Source organism: Pseudomonas ficuserectae (assembly GCF_024584585.1).
In the GTDB taxonomy this organism is placed as follows: domain Bacteria; phylum Pseudomonadota; class Gammaproteobacteria; order Pseudomonadales; family Pseudomonadaceae; genus Aquipseudomonas; species Aquipseudomonas amygdali.
Genome location: NZ_CP085684.1, coordinates 1,629,337 through 1,648,788, shown reverse-complemented (window position 1 = coordinate 1,648,788; position 19,452 = coordinate 1,629,337). Strand labels below are relative to the sequence as shown.

At 57.9% G+C, this 19,452-nt stretch carries 7 protein-coding genes and 1 pseudogene; 2 read left to right on the top strand and 6 right to left on the bottom strand.

Features of this window, described 5'->3' with window-relative positions:
• The first annotated feature begins 4 nt into the window (after positions 1–4).
• Positions 5–1,837, top strand: a complete 1,833-nt coding sequence (locus LJU29_RS07340) for an ABC transporter ATP-binding protein (protein WP_257111937.1) — start codon at positions 5–7, stop codon at positions 1,835–1,837.
• Positions 1,838–1,977: 140 nt separating this feature from the next.
• On the opposite strand, the gene LJU29_RS07335 is transcribed toward LJU29_RS07340, so the two are convergent.
• The 6 genes and pseudogenes from LJU29_RS07335 to fadD2 all read right to left on the bottom strand — a co-directional run bounded on the left by LJU29_RS07335 (position 1,978) and on the right by fadD2 (position 18,545).
• A complete protein-coding gene (locus tag LJU29_RS07335; protein ID WP_005755566.1) occupies positions 1,978–3,105 on the bottom strand; it encodes a GNAT family N-acetyltransferase in 1,128 nt (375 codons plus the stop codon).
• Between the two features lie 40 nt (positions 3,106–3,145).
• Positions 3,146–8,028 (bottom strand): annotated as a pseudogene (locus LJU29_RS07330) (NEL-type E3 ubiquitin ligase domain-containing protein).
• 120 nt (positions 8,029–8,148) lie between these two features.
• Positions 8,149–9,270, bottom strand: coding sequence for a beta-ketoacyl-ACP synthase III (locus LJU29_RS07325; protein WP_004657547.1), 1,122 nt, complete (start codon positions 9,268–9,270; stop codon positions 8,149–8,151).
• Between the two features lie 241 nt (positions 9,271–9,511).
• Entirely contained in the window at positions 9,512–13,423 is a 3,912-nt protein-coding gene (hrpA, locus tag LJU29_RS07320) for an ATP-dependent RNA helicase HrpA (protein WP_257111936.1), read from the bottom strand.
• Between the two features lie 1,387 nt (positions 13,424–14,810).
• On the bottom strand, positions 14,811–16,502 hold the full coding sequence (fadD1, locus tag LJU29_RS07315) for a long-chain-fatty-acid--CoA ligase FadD1 (RefSeq protein WP_257111935.1): 1,692 nt from the start codon (positions 16,500–16,502) through the stop codon (positions 14,811–14,813).
• Positions 16,503–16,856: 354 nt separating this feature from the next.
• Entirely contained in the window at positions 16,857–18,545 is a 1,689-nt protein-coding gene (gene fadD2, locus LJU29_RS07310) for a long-chain-fatty-acid--CoA ligase FadD2 (protein ID WP_057423702.1), read from the bottom strand.
• Between the two features lie 367 nt (positions 18,546–18,912).
• Here fadD2 and LJU29_RS07305 point away from each other — a divergent pair, with 367 nt between their 5' ends.
• Positions 18,913–19,383, top strand: a complete 471-nt coding sequence (locus LJU29_RS07305; protein ID WP_005743244.1) for a MaoC family dehydratase — start codon at positions 18,913–18,915, stop codon at positions 19,381–19,383.
• The last annotated feature ends 69 nt before the right edge of the window (positions 19,384–19,452 follow it).

Here is a 19,452-nt window from a genome sequence, read left to right as displayed (position 1 = left end):
GCCAATGCTTTATCGTCGTTTTGAAAAACTGATCGATATCTTCAAAGACGCCCCTACCCCTGCCCCTCCCAACACCGTCTTCGCGTTTTACATTTATTACCTGCGTCAGGTATGGCCGACGTTTCTCGCGCTTCTGGTCGTGGGACTGATCGGTGCGCTGATCGAGGTGTCGCTGTTCAACTACCTGAGCCGCATTATCGACCTGGCGCAAACCACGCCGCCCAAGGATTTTTTCAGCGTTCATGGCCCGGAACTGATCTGGATGGTGGTGGTGGCCCTGCTGCTGCGCCCGATCTTCGTCGGCCTGCACGACCTGCTGGTGCATCAGACCATCAGCCCCGGCATGACCAACCTGATTCGTTGGCAAAACCACAGCTACGTGCTCAAACAGAGCGTCAACTTCTTCCAGAACGATTTCGCCGGGCGTATCGCCCAGCGCATCATGCAGACCGGCAACTCGCTGCGCGACTCGGCGGTGCAATCGGTGGATGCGCTGTGGCACGTACTGATCTACGCGATCAGCGCCATGGTGCTGTTCGCCGAGGCCGACTGGCGCCTGATGATCCCGCTGGGCACCTGGATCGTGGCGTTCATACTCTCGCTGATGTACTTCGTCCCCAGGGTCAAGCAACGCTCGGTGGAGTCGTCCGATGCGCGCTCCAGGCTCATGGGCCGGATAGTCGACGGCTACACCAACATCACCACATTGAAACTGTTCGCGCACACCAATCATGAGCAGCAATATGCGCGTGAAGCGATGCGTGACCAGACCGAGAAAAGCCAGCTGGCTGGCCGTGTCGTCACATCGATGGACACCACCATCACCACCATGAACGGCGTGCTGATTGTCACCACCACCGGGCTGGCCCTGTGGTTGTGGACCCAGTCGATGATCTCGGTGGGGGCCATCGCGCTGGCCACAGGCCTGGTGATTCGTATCGTCAACATGTCCGGCTGGATCATGTGGGTGGTCAATGGCATTTTCGAGAACATCGGCACCGTGCAGGACGGCCTGGAGAGCATCTCGCAGCCTGTCACGGTGAATGACCAGCCCGGCGCGCTGCCGCTGAAGATCGAAAACGGCGGCGTCCGGTTCGATGGCGTTGATTTCCATTACGGCAATGGCAACGGGATCATTCACAACCTCAACCTGGACATCAAACCGGGCGAGAAAATCGGTTTGATCGGGCCTTCAGGCGCCGGCAAGTCGACGCTGGTGAACCTGCTGCTGCGCATGTATGACGTTCAAGGCGGCAGGATCCTGATCGACGGTCAGGATATTTCCGAGATTACCCAGGAAAGCCTGCGTGCGCAGATCGGCATGATCACTCAGGACACGTCGCTGCTGCACCGTTCTATTCGCGAAAACCTGCTGTATGGCAATCCTGACGCCACTGACGAACAGCTCTGGGAATCGATCCGCAAGGCCCGTGCCGAAGAGTTCATCCCGCAGTTGTCGGATTCCGAAGGCCGCACCGGTTTTGATGCCCATGTGGGAGAGCGCGGCGTCAAGCTGTCCGGTGGTCAACGCCAGCGTATTGCGATCACCCGTGTGCTGCTCAAGGACGCACCGATCCTGATCATGGATGAAGCCACCTCGGCACTTGATTCGGAAGTTGAAGCAGCGATTCAGGAAAGCCTGGAAACCTTGATGCAAGGCAAGACCGTCATCGCCATTGCCCACCGCCTGTCGACCATCGCCCGCATGGATCGTCTGGTGGTACTGGAAAAAGGCCAGATCGCCGAAACCGGCACCCACACCGAACTGCTGGCCCGCGGCGGGCTGTATGCGCGGTTGTGGCAGCATCAGACCGGCGGGTTTGTGGGGGTGGATTGAGGATGGGGAGATTGCTGGCCTCTTCGCGAGCAAGCTCGCTTCCACAGGATCTTCAGAGGCCAGTGATCTACCCGCTGCCGTGCCTGACATCCACTTATGACTATCGTGCCGATGCTCCACGCGCGAAGGCCTATCCCCCGCTACTCCGTCTGCCGATACGGCAACGCACTCCTCGCCTCATCGGCATACGCCAGTACGCCGACGCGTTCCTGCTCGAGAAACTCGCTGACCGCGTCTTTCAACCCTGGGTGCATCAGGTAATGCCATGACCGGGTGATCTGCGGTTCGAAGCCACGAATCAATTTATGCTCACCTTGAGCGCCGGCATCGAATCGTTGCAGACCATGGGCGATGGCGTAGTCCATGCCCTGATAGAAACAGGTCTCGAAGTGCAGTCGGTCAAACTCGGCCAGGCAACCCCAGTAGCGCCCGTAGAAACTATCGTCACCGATCAGGCTGAAAGCCATCGCCACAGGCCGTGAGCCCTGCAAGGCGATGACCACGCGGATCGATTCGGGCATACGCTCGGCCAGCAGACTGAAAAATTCGCGTGTCAGGTATGGCGCCTGCCCGCGAATTTCGTAGGTATTGGAATAGCAGGCGTAGACGAAGTCCCACAGCACTTCGCTCATCTGCGCGCCTTCGAGCCATTCAAACTCGATGCCCTGCCCCGCCACCTGTTCACGCTCCTTGCGCATCTGCTTGCGCTTGCGCGAACTCAATGCGTCCAGAAAGTCCTGAAAGTCGCGGTAACCCCGGTTATGCCAATGAAACTGACAACCAAAGCGCTGCAGCCAGCCCGGTTGCGATTCAAGCAAGGCATCGGCAGCCGGGTCGGTGAAATTCACATGGGCGCTCGACAGCCCCTCGCTCTGCAGATAGGCTGGCAGCTCGCTGAGCAACTCCATGCCGCCTTGAGGCGTTGCCGACAGGATGCGTGAGCCGCCAACCGGGCTGAACGGCACCGCGACCAACAGTTTGGGGTAATAGGCGATTCCGGCACGACGGCAGGCGTCTGCCCAGCCGTGATCGAACACATATTCGCCGTACGAGTGCCACTTCCGGTAGGCCGGCAATGCCGCAACCAGTTGATCGTTTTCGTAGTGCAGCACATGTTCGGCACGCCAACCGGAGCGTGGCCCGAGGCTGCCGCTGTCTTCCAGTGCGCTGAGAAAGGCATGCCGCAGGAACGGCTGATTGCCCGGCACCAGTGCGTCCCATTGAGCAGGCGCAACGGTGCTTAGGTTGTCGATAACGTGAACGGGCATGCAGATTCCCCGGATTGTCAGGCGTTATGGAGAGTATCCCTTATTGAGGCCCTGCGTTCACAGCATCCGAAAGCTGTATGGAAAGTTTGATCGCACACGCCTTGATCGCACGCATGCGTTCCTTGGTGATTTGTTTTAGCCGGTCAAGGTATTGTTGATCGGATTGCATGTCCGGCGACAGCTCATCCAGAACGGCGAGACGCTCAGCAAAAGGGCGCTTTACCGGCTCAAACTCGTGGGCGTAGCGGATTTCCAAATAATCCATCCAAAACTCCCTGGCAATCAGTGACTCGAAAAACGCAGGAGTACTTTCACGCGCAATTATCTCGCGGTAGGCGGAATCCAGATCGGCGTCACTCACCCCCGCCAGAGTCCTGAACAGCATGGATCTGGACCGGCTGGCCAATCCAAGCCGTACCTGCAAACCCGTTCGATAGGCCAGTCGTACTTCGGCTTCATCTACCGTTTTATTGCTTGTCATCCGAAGAGCAATATCGCGACGGGCAATTTTTTCCACCTCATCGAGACGGTCGAGACTGCGGGTCATCTTGAACAGCTCCAGTGGCCGTGAGGCTTCCGGCGTGGATGACGTAATCGCGAACACCCCAACGCGAACTTCCATGTCCCCGAATATTAACGCCAGACCATCGCCACAGGTTTGAGGATGGGCGGCAAGATCAAACAATTGCCGACGCAGCTCCCCATTTTCAGCAGCCGCTTCCATCATCGTCCAGACCCGTGTCGTGAGCGCTTTACGATCGTTGAAAAAGTCTGCTGAAGTGGTCAGGTCGCTCAGCACCTGAAAAAAATCTGTAGAACCGGAACAGTCCTGCACGTTATGCCAAAGCTCTGTCCGTGCAGCCAGTTGCTCACCACTCGCACTGCCAAGCCAGGTCTTAAGGGCAGGCGTTTCCTGATGCAACAAGCGGTTATGGCTGATACCCAAACGGGACTGATACCTTTGCTCACGCAGCACTCTGATCCGTTCATGCGTCTGCACACTCAGCGGATTACCATTCAAATGTATATTCAGACGATTATCGCTGAGGGAGCGATCAATAAGGGCGAGCGCCTGGGTGGTTATGTCCGAGATATGGTTGTCACGAAGGTCGAGAAGCATCAGATCAGAACTGCGCCAGTTCCACTCTGGCACCCTTTCAATACCTGTAGAACGTAAAAAAAGCATGCGCAGTGCGTTGAGCGGACTCAGCCGCGTGTTCCGCCCAAGCGAGCAAAAACTGAGGTCCAGAACTTCCAGTCGGCTCAGATTTCGCAAACCGGCGTTGCACTGGTCGGTCCAGACCAGCGGGTTGTGTCTGAGTGACAACTCTCTGAGTCGAGTCATCCGCCCTATCGACTCTGGCAGGGATTGCAGCGCATTGAAATCCAGGCTCAATGAATGCAGGTTGCTGAAATGCTTAAGTAATACATCAGCCTGTGAATGGGTAAGCCGCATGTTTCGAGCGTTTAAAACCGCCACATGACTGAAGTCAGCCAATACCTCCGGCATGTTTCCTATCCGTAGACCCTCCAGATCAAGCGAATACCCCAAAAACTCACCCTGATAGTTTCTGCAGTGAGCGCTCAGGCGCCTCCAGCAATTGCGAATTCGCAACGCCGCGATTGCCCTCGGTCTAAGCAGTGACGAGGGCTCAGCTTGCAGTACCCAATTGTCCAGGCCGGTTTGCAAAGTGCTCAGTTCCTGAGCGAGGCCTTGCAGCCTTTGTCGAACAAAGTTCGTCAATTGCGAGGCAGAACCTGTGTGCTCTGCACGCAGAGCCTGAAGAAACGTCGTAACCTGCTCTTCGGAAAAATCCGGATACAGGCTTTTTACCGCAAGCTCTGGCGAGTGGCTGGGCGCACCAATCCCAAGCCTGCGGAAGAGGCCACGCAAACGTCCGCTCAGGGGATAACCCACACGGCCATCGTGCAGTCGTTGCGGCCATTTGATGCCAGGCTTGATCGGCTGCAACTGCAGGATTTCCGCTATCCGGTCGCGTCTGTCAGATGCGATACGACACAAAAGACTGCGCAGGTGCTGCTCATCCGCATTCACTGGCAATTCGATGTTGACTCGCACGTCATCAGGAAGCGCGTTCAGCAGAGCACTGAAAAAGCTCTGACCAGCCTCACCTATAGACTCACCCAACTGATTGAAGGGCTGAAATACTTCTTCGGTTCTGATCAGAACCCGATGCACGACAGTCGTCTGGTCACTTTCAAGGCTCGCGATCTCATCGCCCTCCAGCGTGTCTTTCAGCAGATCGATTGAAACGTCGCCACGCCAGCCCGGCGTGTACGGCAACATGCCAAGCCCAGTCGCACAGGTGTCCGGATTACCCGACGAGCGTCGGTAGAAGCCTTCGATGGCCCTGTTTATTCGCAGTTGCTGCTGATACTCACGAGCATGCTCGGCAAGCTCAAGAGGGATACGTTTTTCCGAGGTCATCCGTGCGGTGTCTGCATCGCTCGCCATCTCGATGAGTTCCAAAGCGATGCTGTCCGGCACACTGCTGAAATCGCGTTGAATCAGCTTGACCAGCGGCTCACTGCTGCGGTTGTGCAGTGCATAAACCTCGTCAAGCAACGGCCCCATGTGAAGTTGCGCACAGTCGGCCAGATAACGTTTGAAACCTTGAACCTGCGAAGTTTTATCTGCACCGCTGGTTCCCGTCAGATGACTGACTTCATCGGGTGTCAGCCCTTCCAGCAATTGGCCGAGCGCCTGCGTGAGGTCTTCTGTCGCGCCCACGACACTGGATGAAAATGTCATATGCGCCCCCACGTTCCAGGCGTCGAGCATGGTTCCGTCTGCGTCTAACACTAACAACCCTCGGCTCTTGTGCCAGTGCGGCGACGACACCAGCAGCTTCATCCATGGCTCGATATGAGTGACAGGCACTGGCGAGGACTCTTATGCCTTGAGGGCGTCTATGCAGGCTTGCAAGCCCCGCTCGATTTCCATGCGCTGGATGGCATCTCTCAGCAGAGCTGGAAGCGGGTGACTTTCGACATGTATCTGACGCAACAACGCCTCGTTGCTGCCCGTAATGCTCAAGACCCGCGAGATCTCTTCTTCGGTGAACGCATCACACGTCACATTAAGCCGCCTGAACGCTGTGACTTCATCCCAGCCCATGGGGTTTTCCCACTCGTGACGCCAGGCACCGGCCCCGTTGTGCTCAAGCTTAGGCGAGTAGGCGTGCTGATCCTGCGGGTGCCTGATACGCCAGTTTTTTCCGGTTGCGTCTGCTTCAACGCGGTACAGCTTGCCGTTCATTGGCAGCCACGTCTTGCTGTCGAATTCGTAAAGCCCCAGCGGGTTGGCACGCAAACCGTCAGGCACCGTAACCGTATCCGCATAACCGCCAACAGTCGGCTTTCCAAGACGAACCGATCCATCCACCCTCTTCTGCACCAGGCTTTCGATAAACATCGACGGTTCCAGCCGATCGAGCGCGCCAATGACGCTGCCCACCACTACTGTCTGAGCGACGTTTTCGGCGATGTTATAAACATGTTGCATGGCCTCTTCCACTTCCCCGTGCGTCCAGTCTTCGTAGGCAACGAACGCTTCGCGGACAAGCTGATAGAGAGCAACCACGGCCATGACTTCACCCAGCACAGGCACAAAGAGTCCGGCCGCATTGAGTATGTCCATGCCACTGTTTTTCAGGTTGTCGAGCAGCGCATCCCTGGCTAGCTGATCAGCCTCACCGCTATGGTCCGTGAATCAACGTAGGTTTTGGCCAGCAGGTGCTCGTAAAGCAACTCGAATGGTGGCTTGGAAAATGGCTGCGCCTGCAACACCAGGTCGGCATTGACGTCCAGCGTGTGTTCCTGGACCGGGTAGAGCCGCGATTTCAGCTTCGCAAAAAACTCCGGACTTTGGCCAAGGCTGACGAAGCGGCTGAAATAGCGCCTGTAACTGTCACTGTCGAGCGCTGCCACGAGGCTGTCGTTGAAAGCCCGGAGTGAGGCGAACTGTTTGAGCGGGTGTGACGGCTCTGAAGGCATATAGACAAGACAAGGCCCACTGTCAGGGTCAGCAATATCCTGCTGAATCAGCAAAGCCCCGTATAACAGGCAGCCCGAAAAAGCGTAGGTATCGAGCATGTGCAACTGACAATAGCGCAACCCCCTGCCCCCCCATTGCGCATGGACGTGGGGCTTCACTACGCTCAACAGCATCTGGTAAGCGGCTTCGCTGATATCGCCCTTCATCATGGCAATGTGCGCAAGCACCTCGACAGCATCGCGCTCACCGTCGATAAAAACAGCGGCAACCGCTTTCGCAGCGCCTGGCGTGGAAGGCTTGAATACACTGTCCAGATGCGTCTGATACTGGCCACCAAGATCCAGTTCATGACAAAAATCAGCGAATTGCTCAAGGTCGATATCAAGACGGTCCTTGTATTCCACCTTGTACCTGCGCTGAGCACTGTCGATAAGCCAGTAACGCAGACCTCCAGTACGAAGTATTGCCGAGTACGGATCGAAGCGGCTTCGGTTACTGGAGGCGAAGTTCTGCAAGGCGGCCTGCAACAGCGTCTGTTCAAGGGGATTCGGCTTCCAGGAACCGTCATAACGCCAGGTCATCAGTTGAAAGGCTTCGACATCCAAGGGACGTTCGAAGCGTTCGAAAAACGCTTGCGTCAGCAGAGGCGCTGCGAATGCTTGTGCTGATAAAAGACGATTGCGAACGGGCCCGAGCGCATGCTTGGAACGCAGGGTTTTCTGATGACTGGCGTGCAGTGCCTGGCGCAAGGTCGCCGGGGCGTTCAAATACCAGTCAGGCAGGCTGCCTCTGATGAATCCGGCATTTGGATGCTCAACGTCGAATGGCGCAGAGTCGAGTTGTCGTGAGGAAGGCAGGGAACCAGGCGAGGCTGGCGTTCCAGACGTGGTGTAGGCGGTAAACATGATCGATACCCGTGATGGCTTGGTAAAAAGCCAACACGATAAAGATCCGCCGGGGTGCAGGTGACATAACGGGATATGACAGGCAGCGTCTGATATCCAGACGCTGCCCATAAAGCGCTATCAGCGCTTGCGCAGAATCACGCTGCCAATCGAGTAACCGGCACCGAACGAGCTGAGCACGGCCAGCGCGCCCTCGGGCAAGTCATCCTGATAGGTATGAAACGCAATGACCGAGCCTGCCGAGCTGGTGTTGCCATAAGTGTCGAGAATCACTGGCGCTTCCTCTACGGTGGCATCACGACCCAGCAGCTTCTTGACGATCAACTGGTTCATGCTCAGGTTGGCCTGATGCAGCCAGAAGCGTTTGACGTCGGTGATGTTGATACCGTTGTCCTGCAAATGCGCCGCGACCAGCTCGGCGACCATCGGGCAGACCTCGCGGAACACCTTGCGGCCTTCCTGCACAAACAGCTTGTCCGGCGCATTCTGGCCCTCGTCCGAGGTACGGTTGAGGAAACCGAAATTGTTGCGGATGTTGTTGGAGAATTTGGTCAACAAACGAGTACTGACGATATCGAACTGGTAAGGCGAGGTGGCGAGATCCGCGCGCTCGACCACAACGGCTGTGGCCCCGTCGCCAAAAATGAAATGGCTGTCACGGTCACGGAAATTAAGGTGCGCGGTGCAGATTTCCGGACTGATCACCAGCAAGGCGCGGGCCTGCCCCAATTGCACGCTGTTGCAGGCTGCCTGGATACCGAAGGTGGCCGAAGAACAGGCCACGTTCATGTCGAAACCATAGCCCGCGACACCCAGCGCTTCCTGAATCTCGATGGAAATCGCCGGATAGGCGCGCTGCAAGTTGGAGCAGGCAACGATTACACCGTCGATATCGGCAGCGGTTTTGCCTGCACGTTGCAAAGCCTGTTCGGCCGCAGCAACCCCCATCTGGCAGAGGATCGACCGTTCATCATTGCCGCGCTCCGGCAGGTTGGGCTTCATGCGCTGCGGGTCGAGAATGCCTTGCTTGTCCATGACAAAGCGGCTTTTGATGCCCGATGCTTTTTCGATGAACGCGGCGCTGGATTCACTGAGTGCTTCCACTTCACCACGTTCGATAGCCGCTGCGTTGTCGCTGTTGAACTGTGCGACATAGGCATTGAAAGACTGCACCAGCTCTTCGTTGGAGATGCTGTTGGCCGGGGTAAACAGGCCTGTGCCACTGATGACGACGTTGTGCACGGTCGTTCCTCTCTTATTGAGTTGCAGGTAAACACCTGCTCAGGCACGGTGTTCGGAGGCCCTCTGTTTTTGGGACCAACGTACCAGTGCGACTGTAAAAGCTGCCCGCAACAGAGAGCAGCGTTTCATGACACGGTGAAGACAGGCGCGGAGTGTGCCACAGAGCCCGGTTTTGGCGCTATCGGGCCAATGAATATAGGCCTGATAGCGACAATTGACTGTGCTGAAGGCCGACGCAGGATCAGCCCTCCACCTGACTCCACTGCTTGCTCAACCGTTTGTCCGACACCGGCATTTTGGTGCCTAACTGCTGAGCGAACAGCGACACGCGATACTCCTCCATCCACCAGCGATACAGCGCCAGTTCCGGGTCGCGCTTGCCTTCCTGGGCGTGCTTGTCGGCACGTGTCTGGTATTGCGTCCACAGGCCTGCCAGCTCGATGCTCCACACCCGGTCTTTCTGCACCTGACCTGGCAGTTTTTCCAGACGCATCTCGATAGCCTTCAGGTAGCGCGGCAGTTCCTTGAGCCACACCGCCGGGGTTTCACGCACGAAACCGGGGTACACCAGTTTGCTCAGTTGCGCCTTGATATCGTTGAGGGCAACCGCCTGCGACAGGTCAATCTTGCCTTTGAAGCGCTTTTGCAGTCCGTGCCACAGCTTGAGAATCTCCAGCGTCAGCTTCGCCAGCCGTTCGGCGTGTTCGGTCCAGTCGGCGCGCTTGCGCTCAGCCAGCGACAACAGGCCGGCACCGTCGCGCGGCAACTCGGCTTCACCTTCCAGCACGCAACTGTCGAGGCTGGCCAGCAGGATGTCCTCTATCAACGCATCGATGCGGCCCAGCTCGCGGTGCAACAAGGCCAGCTCGGTCTGCCCCGGCAATTTGTTACGCAGGAACTTCGCCGGTTCAGCCAACTGTTGCAGCAGCAAACGCTGCAAAGCACGGCGATGCTGATATTCAGCTTCGGCCTGTGTGGAGAACCGGCCTTCCTTGACCGCTCCGCCCTCTTCGACCAACGCGGGATAAACCGTCATCGACAACCCAGCGATGTTCTGCTGAGTCTTTTGCGCCACCGCAGCAAAGGCCTTGGCCTGCACCGGCTGCTGGCTTTTCGCGGTTTGAGGTACGGCCAGTGCGGCCTGGCTAGCCTCGGCAAAGCGCGCCGTCAGCTCGGCCAGATCACGCCCCTCACCGAGAAACTTGCCGCTGCCATCGACGATTTCCAGGTTCATCTTCAGGTGGCCTTCAAGCTGCTGCGCGGCTTCAGCCCAGCCCTCGTCGCTGACCCGCACGCCGGTCATGCGCAGAAGCTCACGCCCCAGCGCCTGGGGCAATGAGCCCTCGCCGAAGGTAATACGTTGCAACGCGGCCTTGATGAAATCCGGGACCGGCACGAAGTTCTTGCGCACCGCCTTGGGCAGGTTGCGCACCAGCGCAATGCTCTTGGTCTCGAGCAAGCCCGGCACCAGCCACTCCAGGCGCTCGGCAGGCAGCGACAGCAACAGGGGCGCAGGGACGCGCAAGGTCACGCCGTCACGTGGGTGGTTGGGCTCGAAGTGGTAACTCAGCGACAGACTGAGGTCGCCCAGGTGCAAGGTATCCGGATACTGCGCGGCGGTAACTTCACTGGCCTCGCGGGCCAGCACGTCCTCTTCGCGCATGATCAGCAGTTGCGGGTTCTTCTGGCTTTCAGTCTTGTACCAGCTGTCGAACGTGGCCGTCTGATGAATCTCGGCCGGGATTCGCGCTTCATAGAAGCTGAACAAGGTGTCTTCGTCAGCCAGAATATCGCGACGTCGAGCCTTGGCCTCCAGCTCATCGAGCTGCTCCAGCAGGCGGGTATTGGCACTCAGGCATTTGGCCCGCGACAGGATGTCACCGCGCACCAGGCCTTCGCGAATGAACAGCTCACGCGACACCACCGGGTCAATCGGCCCGTAATGCACCGGACGGCGACCAACCACGATCAGGCCGAACAGCGTAATCTGCTCGAACGCTACGACCTGCCCGCGCTTCTTCTCCCAGTGCGGCTCGAAATGATTTTTCTTGATCAGGTGGCCAGCCAGCGGCTCGATCCAGTCCGAATCGATCTTGGCCACCATGCGCGCGTACAGCTTGGTGGTTTCCACCAGCTCGGCGGTCATCAACCACTGCGGGCGCTTCTTGCCGAGCCAGGAAGACGGGTGAATCCAGAAGCGCCGCTGCCGTGCGCCAAGGTAGTCACCCTCGTCGGCCTTTTGCCCGATCTGACTCAGCAGACCAGAAAGAATGGCCTTGTGGAATTTCGGGTAATCGGCCGGTTCCTTGTTGACCGTCAATTGCAGATCGCGGCAGATCAGGCTCAGCTGTCGATGGGAATCACGCCACTCGCGCAGGCGCAGGTAATTCAGGAAATTGCGCCTGCACCAGTTACGCAGCGGGCTGGCCGTCAGGGTCTGGCGCTGCTCTTCAAAACCACGCCACAGATTGACCAGCCCGGCGAAGTCCGAGTCGGCGTCTTTCCATTGCGCATGGGCCTGATCAGCCGCCTGCTGACGCTCGGGTGGACGCTCACGCACATCCTGCACGGACATGGCACTGGCCACGATCAAGACTTCCTGCAGGCTGCCCTGCCTCGCAGCTTCCAGAAGCATGCGACCCATGCGCGGGTCCACTGGCAGGCGCGCCAGTTGACGGCCCAGCGGGGTCAGCTGATTTTCGCGATTGACCGCCGACAGCTCCTGCAACAGGTTGAAACCGTCGCTGATCGCTTTGCCATCCGGCGGCTCGATGAACGGGAAATCGGTGATCTCGCCCAGACGCAGGTGCAGCATCTGCAGGATGACCGCTGCCAGGTTGGTGCGCAGTATCTCGGGGTCGGTGAATTCAGGTCGACCGTTGAAATCCTCTTCGCTGTACAGACGCACGCACAAACCGGGCTCGACACGCCCGCAACGGCCTTTGCGCTGGTTAGCGCTGGCCTGCGATACCGCCTCGATCGGCAGGCGCTGGACCTTGGCGCGATAGCTATAGCGGCTGATGCGCGCAGTACCGGTATCGATCACGTAGCGGATGCCCGGCACGGTCAGCGAGGTTTCGGCCACGTTGGTGGCCAGCACCACACGACGACCCGGATGGGACTGAAAGATACGCTGCTGTTCGGCAGGCGAAAGGCGTGCGTACAGCGGCAGAATTTCGGTGTGCCTGAGCTGCGCCTTGCGCAGTACCTCGGCGGCATCGCGGATCTCGCGTTCGCCGGGCAGAAACACCAGCACGTCGCCCGGGCTCTTGCGCTCGCTACGCTCAAAGGCCGCCAGCTCATCCAGCGTGGCCAGAATGGCCTGATCGACTGTCAGGTCTTCCTCGACGCTGTTACCTTCCTCGTCCTGCTCGCTGGTCAGCGGGCGATACCAGAGGTCGACAGGGAAGGTACGCCCGGACACTTCGATCACCGGAGCATCGTTGAAGTGCTCGGAAAAGCGCTGCAGGTCGATGGTCGCGGAGGTGATGATGACCTTCAGGTCCGGGCGACGTGGCAGCAGGGTTTTCAGGTAGCCGAGCAGGAAGTCAATGTTCAGACTGCGTTCATGAGCTTCGTCGACGATGATCGTGTCGTAGCGTTCCAGAAAGCGGTCATGCTGGGTTTCGGCCAGCAGAATACCGTCGGTCATCAGTTTGATCAGCGTGTTGCTGTCGCTCTGATCTTCAAAGCGCACCTGATAACCGACCAGCGCGCCCAGCGGTGTGCCCAACTCATCGGCCACCCGGCTGGCCACGCTGCGTGCGGCGATCCGGCGCGGCTGGGTATGGCCGATCAGACCGTGCTGGCCGCGACCGATTTCCAGGCAGATTTTCGGCAATTGGGTGGTCTTGCCGGAGCCGGTTTCACCGGCAATGATCAGCACCTGATGCTTGAGCAAGGCCTCCTTGATCTCATCGCGTTTGGCGGCGATGGGCAGGTTGTCGTCATAACGGATCGTCGGCACGCTCTCACGCCGCGCCGTCACCTGCGCACAGGAGGCTTGAACCCGCGCTACCCATTGCGCCAGCTTCGCCTCGTCAGGCTTTTTGCGCAGGTCATGCAACTGACGGCGCAGGCGATGACGTTCGCTGATCATCGCTTGGTCGAGGTTTTTCAGAAGTTGGTCGATAGAGGGCGATTCGTCGGTCATCAGGCGCGCAGGGTCTTTTTTCAAATGGCAGGTGCGGATTGTCGCAGATTGTGGCGGGTCGTGACGAATGGCCTGAATGCCAGGCTATCCATCGCGGCCATGGTTTGCCGGCAGCACGGCTCAATTACAACAAAGTATGAGGTACGAAATACCGGACGCTCCGCGTCCTTTTTGCGACGCAGAGCGTCGAGACCTGCATTCCCACGCTGGAGCGTGCGGAACGATAATCTCAACTATCGTGCGGCGCTCCAAGTCGCATGCCTTTCCGGACGCTCCGCGTCCTCATTGCGACGCAGAGCGTCGAGACCTGCATTCCCACGCTGGAGCGTGCGGAACGATAATCTCAACTATCGTGCGGCGCCCCGCGTCGCATGCCTTTCCGGACGCTCCGCGTCCTTTTTGCGACGCAGAGCGTCGAGACCTGCATTCCCACGCTGGAGCGTGCGGAACGATAATCTCAACTATCGTGCGGCGCTCCAAGTCGCATGCCTTTCCGGACGCTGCGCGTCCTCTTGCGAAGCAGAGCGTCGAGACCTGCATTCCCACGCTGGAGCATAGGGGACGATAATCGCAACTATCGTACGGCACTCCGCGTCGCATGCCTTTATGGACGCTCCGCGTCCTTTTTGCGACGCAGAGCGTCGAGACCTGCATTCCCACGCTGGAGCGTGCGGAACGATAATCTCAACTATCGTGCGGCACTCCGCGTCGCATGCCTTTCCGGACGCTCCGCATCCTCTTGCGACGCAGAGCGTCGAGACCTGCGTTCCCACGCTGGAGCGTGCGGAACGATAATCTCAACTATCGTGCGGCGCTCCGCGTCGCATGCCTTTCCGGACGCTGCGCGTCCTCATTGCGACGCAGAGCGTCGAGACCTGCATTCCCACGCTAGAGCGTGCGGAACGATAATCTCAACTATCATGCGGCGCTCCGCGTCGCATGCCTTTCCGGACGCTGCGCGTCCTCATTGCGACGCAGAGCGTCGAGACCTGCATTCCCACGCTGGAGCGTGGGAACGAGAATCCAACTATCGTGCGGCGCTCCGCGTCGCATGCCTTTCCGGACGCTGCGCGTCCTCATTGCGACGCAGAGCGTCGAGACCTGCATTCCCACGCTGGAGCGTGCGGAACGATAATCGCAACTATCGTGCGGCGCTCCGCGTCGCATGCCTTTCCGGACGCTCCGGATCCTCTTGCGACGCAGAGCGTCGAGACCTGCGTTCCCACGCTGGAGCGTGCGGAACGATAATCTCAACTATCGTGCGGCGCTCCGCGTCGCATGCCTTTCCGGACGCTGCGCGTCCTCTTACGACGCAAAGCGTCGAGACCTGCATTCCCACGCTGGAGCGTAGGGGACGATAATCGCAACTATCGTGCGGCGCTCCGCCCTACTTCTTCACGCCCAGGTTCTTCAATTCCTCATCACGCAGCTCGCGACGCAGGATCTTGCCGACGTTGGTAGTGGGCAGGACCTCCCGGAATTCCACGCTACGCGGCACCTTGTAGCCGGTCAGGTTGGCGCGCATGTGCTCCATGACCTGTTCCTTGGTGAGGGTAACGCCCGGTTTGGCCACGACGAAAACCTTGATGGTTTCGCCTGACTTCTCGTCCGGCACGCCGATCGCCGCGCATTGCAACACGCCCGGGAGCGTGGCCAGCACGTCTTCAAGTTCGTTGGGGTATACGTTGAAACCGGAGATCAGAATCATGTCTTTCTTGCGATCGACAATCCGGATGTAGCCATCGGGCTGGATGATCGCGATGTCACCGGTCTTGAGCCAGCCATCACTGTCGAGCATTTCATCGGTGGCTTCCTGGCGCTGCCAGTAGCCTTTCATGACCTGAGGGCCCTTGATGCACAACTCGCCGGTTTCACCGAACGCCAGCTCGTTGCCAGCATCGTCGATAACCTTGCACAGCGTCGACGGCACAGGAATACCGATAGTGCCCATCTGCACGTCTTTAGCGGGATTGACCGTAGCCACCGGGCTGGTCTCGGTCATGCCATAGCCTTCGCAGACCTGGCAGCCAGTGACCTGCTTCCAGCGTTCGGCAGCGGACTGCTGCAGGGCCATGCCGCCGGAAAGGGTAACTTTCAACGCCGAAAAGTCGAGGTTGCGGAAACCCTCGTTATTGCATAAGGCCACAAACAGCGTGTTAAGGCCGACAAAGCCGCTGAACTTCCATTTCGAAAGCTCCTTGACCATCGCTGGCAGATCACGCGGGTTGCTGATCAGGATGTTGTGATTGCCGAGCAGCAGCATCGCCATGCAATGAAAGGTGAAGGCGTAGATGTGATACAGCGGCAGGGGCGTGATGATGATTTCACACCCGTCGCCAAGGTTTGAAGCCATCAGCGCCCGGCACTGCAACATGTTGGCGATCAGGTTGCGATGAGTCAGCATTGCGCCCTTGGCCACACCGGTGGTGCCGCCGGTGTATTGCAGCACAGCAACATCGGCGCTGCCGGGCGACACGTCGGTCACTGGCTGGCCACGCCCCTTGCCGAGCACATCGTTGAATTTGACGGCTTTAGGCAAGTGATAGGCCGGGACCATTTTCTTCACGTACTTGATGACGCTGTTGATCAGCAAACGCTTGAGCGGCGACAGCATGTCAGCCACTTCAGTGACGATGACATGCTTGATCTGCGTTTTGGGCACGACCTTTTCGGCCAGGTGCGCCATGTTTGCCAGACACACCAGCGCCTTGGCGCCGGAGTCATTGAACTGGTGTTCCATTTCCCGCGCGGTGTACAGCGGGTTGGTGTTGACCACGATCAGCCCGGCGCGAATGGCACCGAAGACGGCAATCGGGTACTGCAACAGGTTGGGTAACTGCACAGCGATGCGATCACCCGGCTGCAGGTCGGTATGTTGCTTGATCCAGGCGGCGAACGCGCCGGACAGCTCATACAGTTCGCCGTAGGTGATGGTCTTGCCCAGATTGCTGAACGCCGGTTTGTCGGCGAAGCGTTGGCAGGACAGCTTCAGGACAGCCTGGACATTGGGATACTCGTCAGGATTGATATCGGCGGGGATACCAGACGGATATTTGTCCTTCCAGAAGTTTTCAATCATTCAGTCGGCTCCGTAGCGATAGCGAATTCTTCACATCGCCTGAAGCGATGATTTTCTTGTGCTTGGAATTATGCAGTAGACGCTTTTTTCGCTTTATGACTGATCAAAAAGCGCGCCGAGAGTAGCAGCTTTGCCAAACGTCGACTAGAGGCATAAGAAGGCCACGCAGTCACCAAAAAGACCATAATCTATAAATCAGTCATTTTAAAAACATTAAAAGAATATTAATTACCACCTCGAAAGCACCGGAACAGAGCGGTCAACCTCATAATTAGCGGCTTTTCAAAAAAAAGACCCCGCATGCAGCACTCTGCAAACGGGGTCATTTACACAATTCGAGACGATTAGGGGGAATCAGGCAATGTCACGAAGCTCCCGGCGCAGAATCTTGCCTACCGGCGTCATCGGCAACGATTCCCGCAGGACAATATGCCTGGGTACCTTGTAAGCCGTGAAATTCGCCTTGCAGAAGGCCTTGAGCTCTTCAACGCTCAACCCCGGCTCTCGCGCCACCACAAACAGTTTTACGGCCTCCCCCGAACGCTCGTCCGGCACGCCGATACAGGCGCAGTTGGCGACTTTCGGGTGGGCCATGACCACGTCTTCGATTTCGTTGGGGTAAACGTTGAAGCCGGACACGATGATCAAGTCTTTCTTGCGGTCGACAATACTGACGAATCCGTCGGTGCCAATCACCGCAATGTCACCAGTCTTGAACCAGCCTTGCGCATCCAGTGACTCGGCGGTGGCAGCCGGCTGGTTCCAGTAGCCCTTCATGACCTGCGGCCCTTGGATGCACAGCTCGCCTCGCTCGCCGAAGGGCAATTCGGCACCGTCGTCGTCAATAACCTTCATCGCAGTGCCCGGCACCGGAATACCGACCGTACCCAGACGAGCCAGAGCACCGTAAGGATTGGCACTGGCGACAGGCGAAGTCTCGGTCAGGCCATAACCCTCGACGATTGTGCAGCCGGTGATCTGCGCCCAGCGCTCGGCCGTGGCCTTGACCAGCGCAGTACCACCGGAATTGGTGCTTTTCAGCGCCGAGAAATCCAGACTCCTGAACTGTGGATGATTCATGAGCGCCACGAACAGTGTGTTGAGGCCGATCATGGCGGTGAACTTCCACTTGCCCAGCTCCTTGATGAAGCCGCCGATATCGCGAGGGTTGGTAATCAGGATGTTGTGATTGCCGCTGATCATCATGCACATACAGTTCGCCGTGAATGCATAGATGTGATAAAGCGGCAACGGCGCGATCATCACCTCTGTGCCCTCTTCAAACAGCGAGCCGCCTTCGGGACGCTGCTGGCGCATGCAGGCATAGACTTGCTGCATGTTGGCGACCAGATTGCCGTGAGAGAGCATCGCGCCCTTGGCCAGCCCCGTGGTGCCACCGGTGTATTGCAGCACGGCAACGTCGTCCAGACCTCGTGGTACGACCTGCATACGGCTATCACGCCCCAGGCGAAGCGCACGCTTGAAGCCGACGGCTTGAGGCAAATGGAATGACGGGACCAGCTTTTTGACCTTGTCGACGATGGTATTGACCAGCCATCCCTTGGCAGGTGACTGCATGTCGCCCATTTTCACTTCGATCAGGTGTTCGATTGCAGTGTCGGGGAGCACTTCCTGCACCAGCTTGCCGAACAAATTGAGGTACACCAGCGCCCTGGCACCAGAGTCCTTGAATTGATGGCGCATCTCGCGTGCGGTGTATAACGGATTGGTGTTGACCACGATCAGACCTGCACGCATCGCACCAAATACGGCAATCGGGTATTGCAGGATATTGGGCATCTGTACGGCAATACGGTCACCCGGCACCAGTTGTGTATGCTGCTGCAGATAGCCTGCGAAAGCGGCAGAGTGACGCTCAAGTTCGGCGTAGGTCAGAGTCACGTCCATATTGCTGAATGCAGGTCGGTCTGCAAACTTTCTGCAGCAGCGCTCAAATACTTCAATGACCGACTGATAGGTCTGTAAGTCCACCTCGGAGTCGACACCTGCCGGACGCTTGTCATCCCAGAAATCACTTTGCATTATTTTTATCCTCTTCCCTGCGTAGGCCTGGCCCGACGTTAGCAGTTAAAACGTCTCAGGCAAATAATCGGCCGAGCGTCATCAGCAGCATGAATCTTGCCTCCGTTCAGACTGAAATCTGCCGACGACGATACACTTCCAATTGCAGATGGCCTGCTAATCAACAGACTCTCGATACCGCAACAGCAGTATTCTCATGACATTCGCTTATTATTTGCCTTGAATGTGATCCGGGCAGCCCCGGCAAGCGTCTGAATGATCTTGTCCGCGCAATGGCGGCGGCAGGTCATCAAGTGTTACAAATCAAGGCTAAGTCGGATTGCACGAACCGGCCCGCTTCAATCCATTTTATTGTCAGGACAGCCACATGACTCAAGTCACCAACACGCCTTACGAAGCCCTTGAAGTCGGTCAGACCGCCAGCTATAGCAAGACAGTGGAAGAACGTGACATTCAACTGTTCGCCGCCATGTCCGGCGACCACAACCCGGTTCACCTGGACGCCGAATATGCCGCCAAGACCATGTTCAAGGAGCGCATCGCTCACGGCATGTTCAGTGGTGCGTTGATCAGTGCGGCCGTTGCGTGCGAGCTGCCTGGGCCGGGCACTATTTACATCGGTCAGCAGATGACTTTCCAGAAACCGGTAAAACTGGGCGACACCCTGACTGTGCGCCTGGAAATCCTGGAAAAACTGCCAAAGTTCCGAGTGCGCATCGCAACGCGCGTTTTCAATCAGAACGATGAGCTGGTTGTAGACGGCGAAGCCGAGATCCTCGCCCCGCGCAAGCAGCAGACCGTCGACCTGACCGTATTGCCCGAGATCACCTTCGGCTGATACCGCGCATGGGCGTGCGCCACACAATGCGCACGCCAGACTCGCCAGTGGCCTGAACAAAAAAACTCA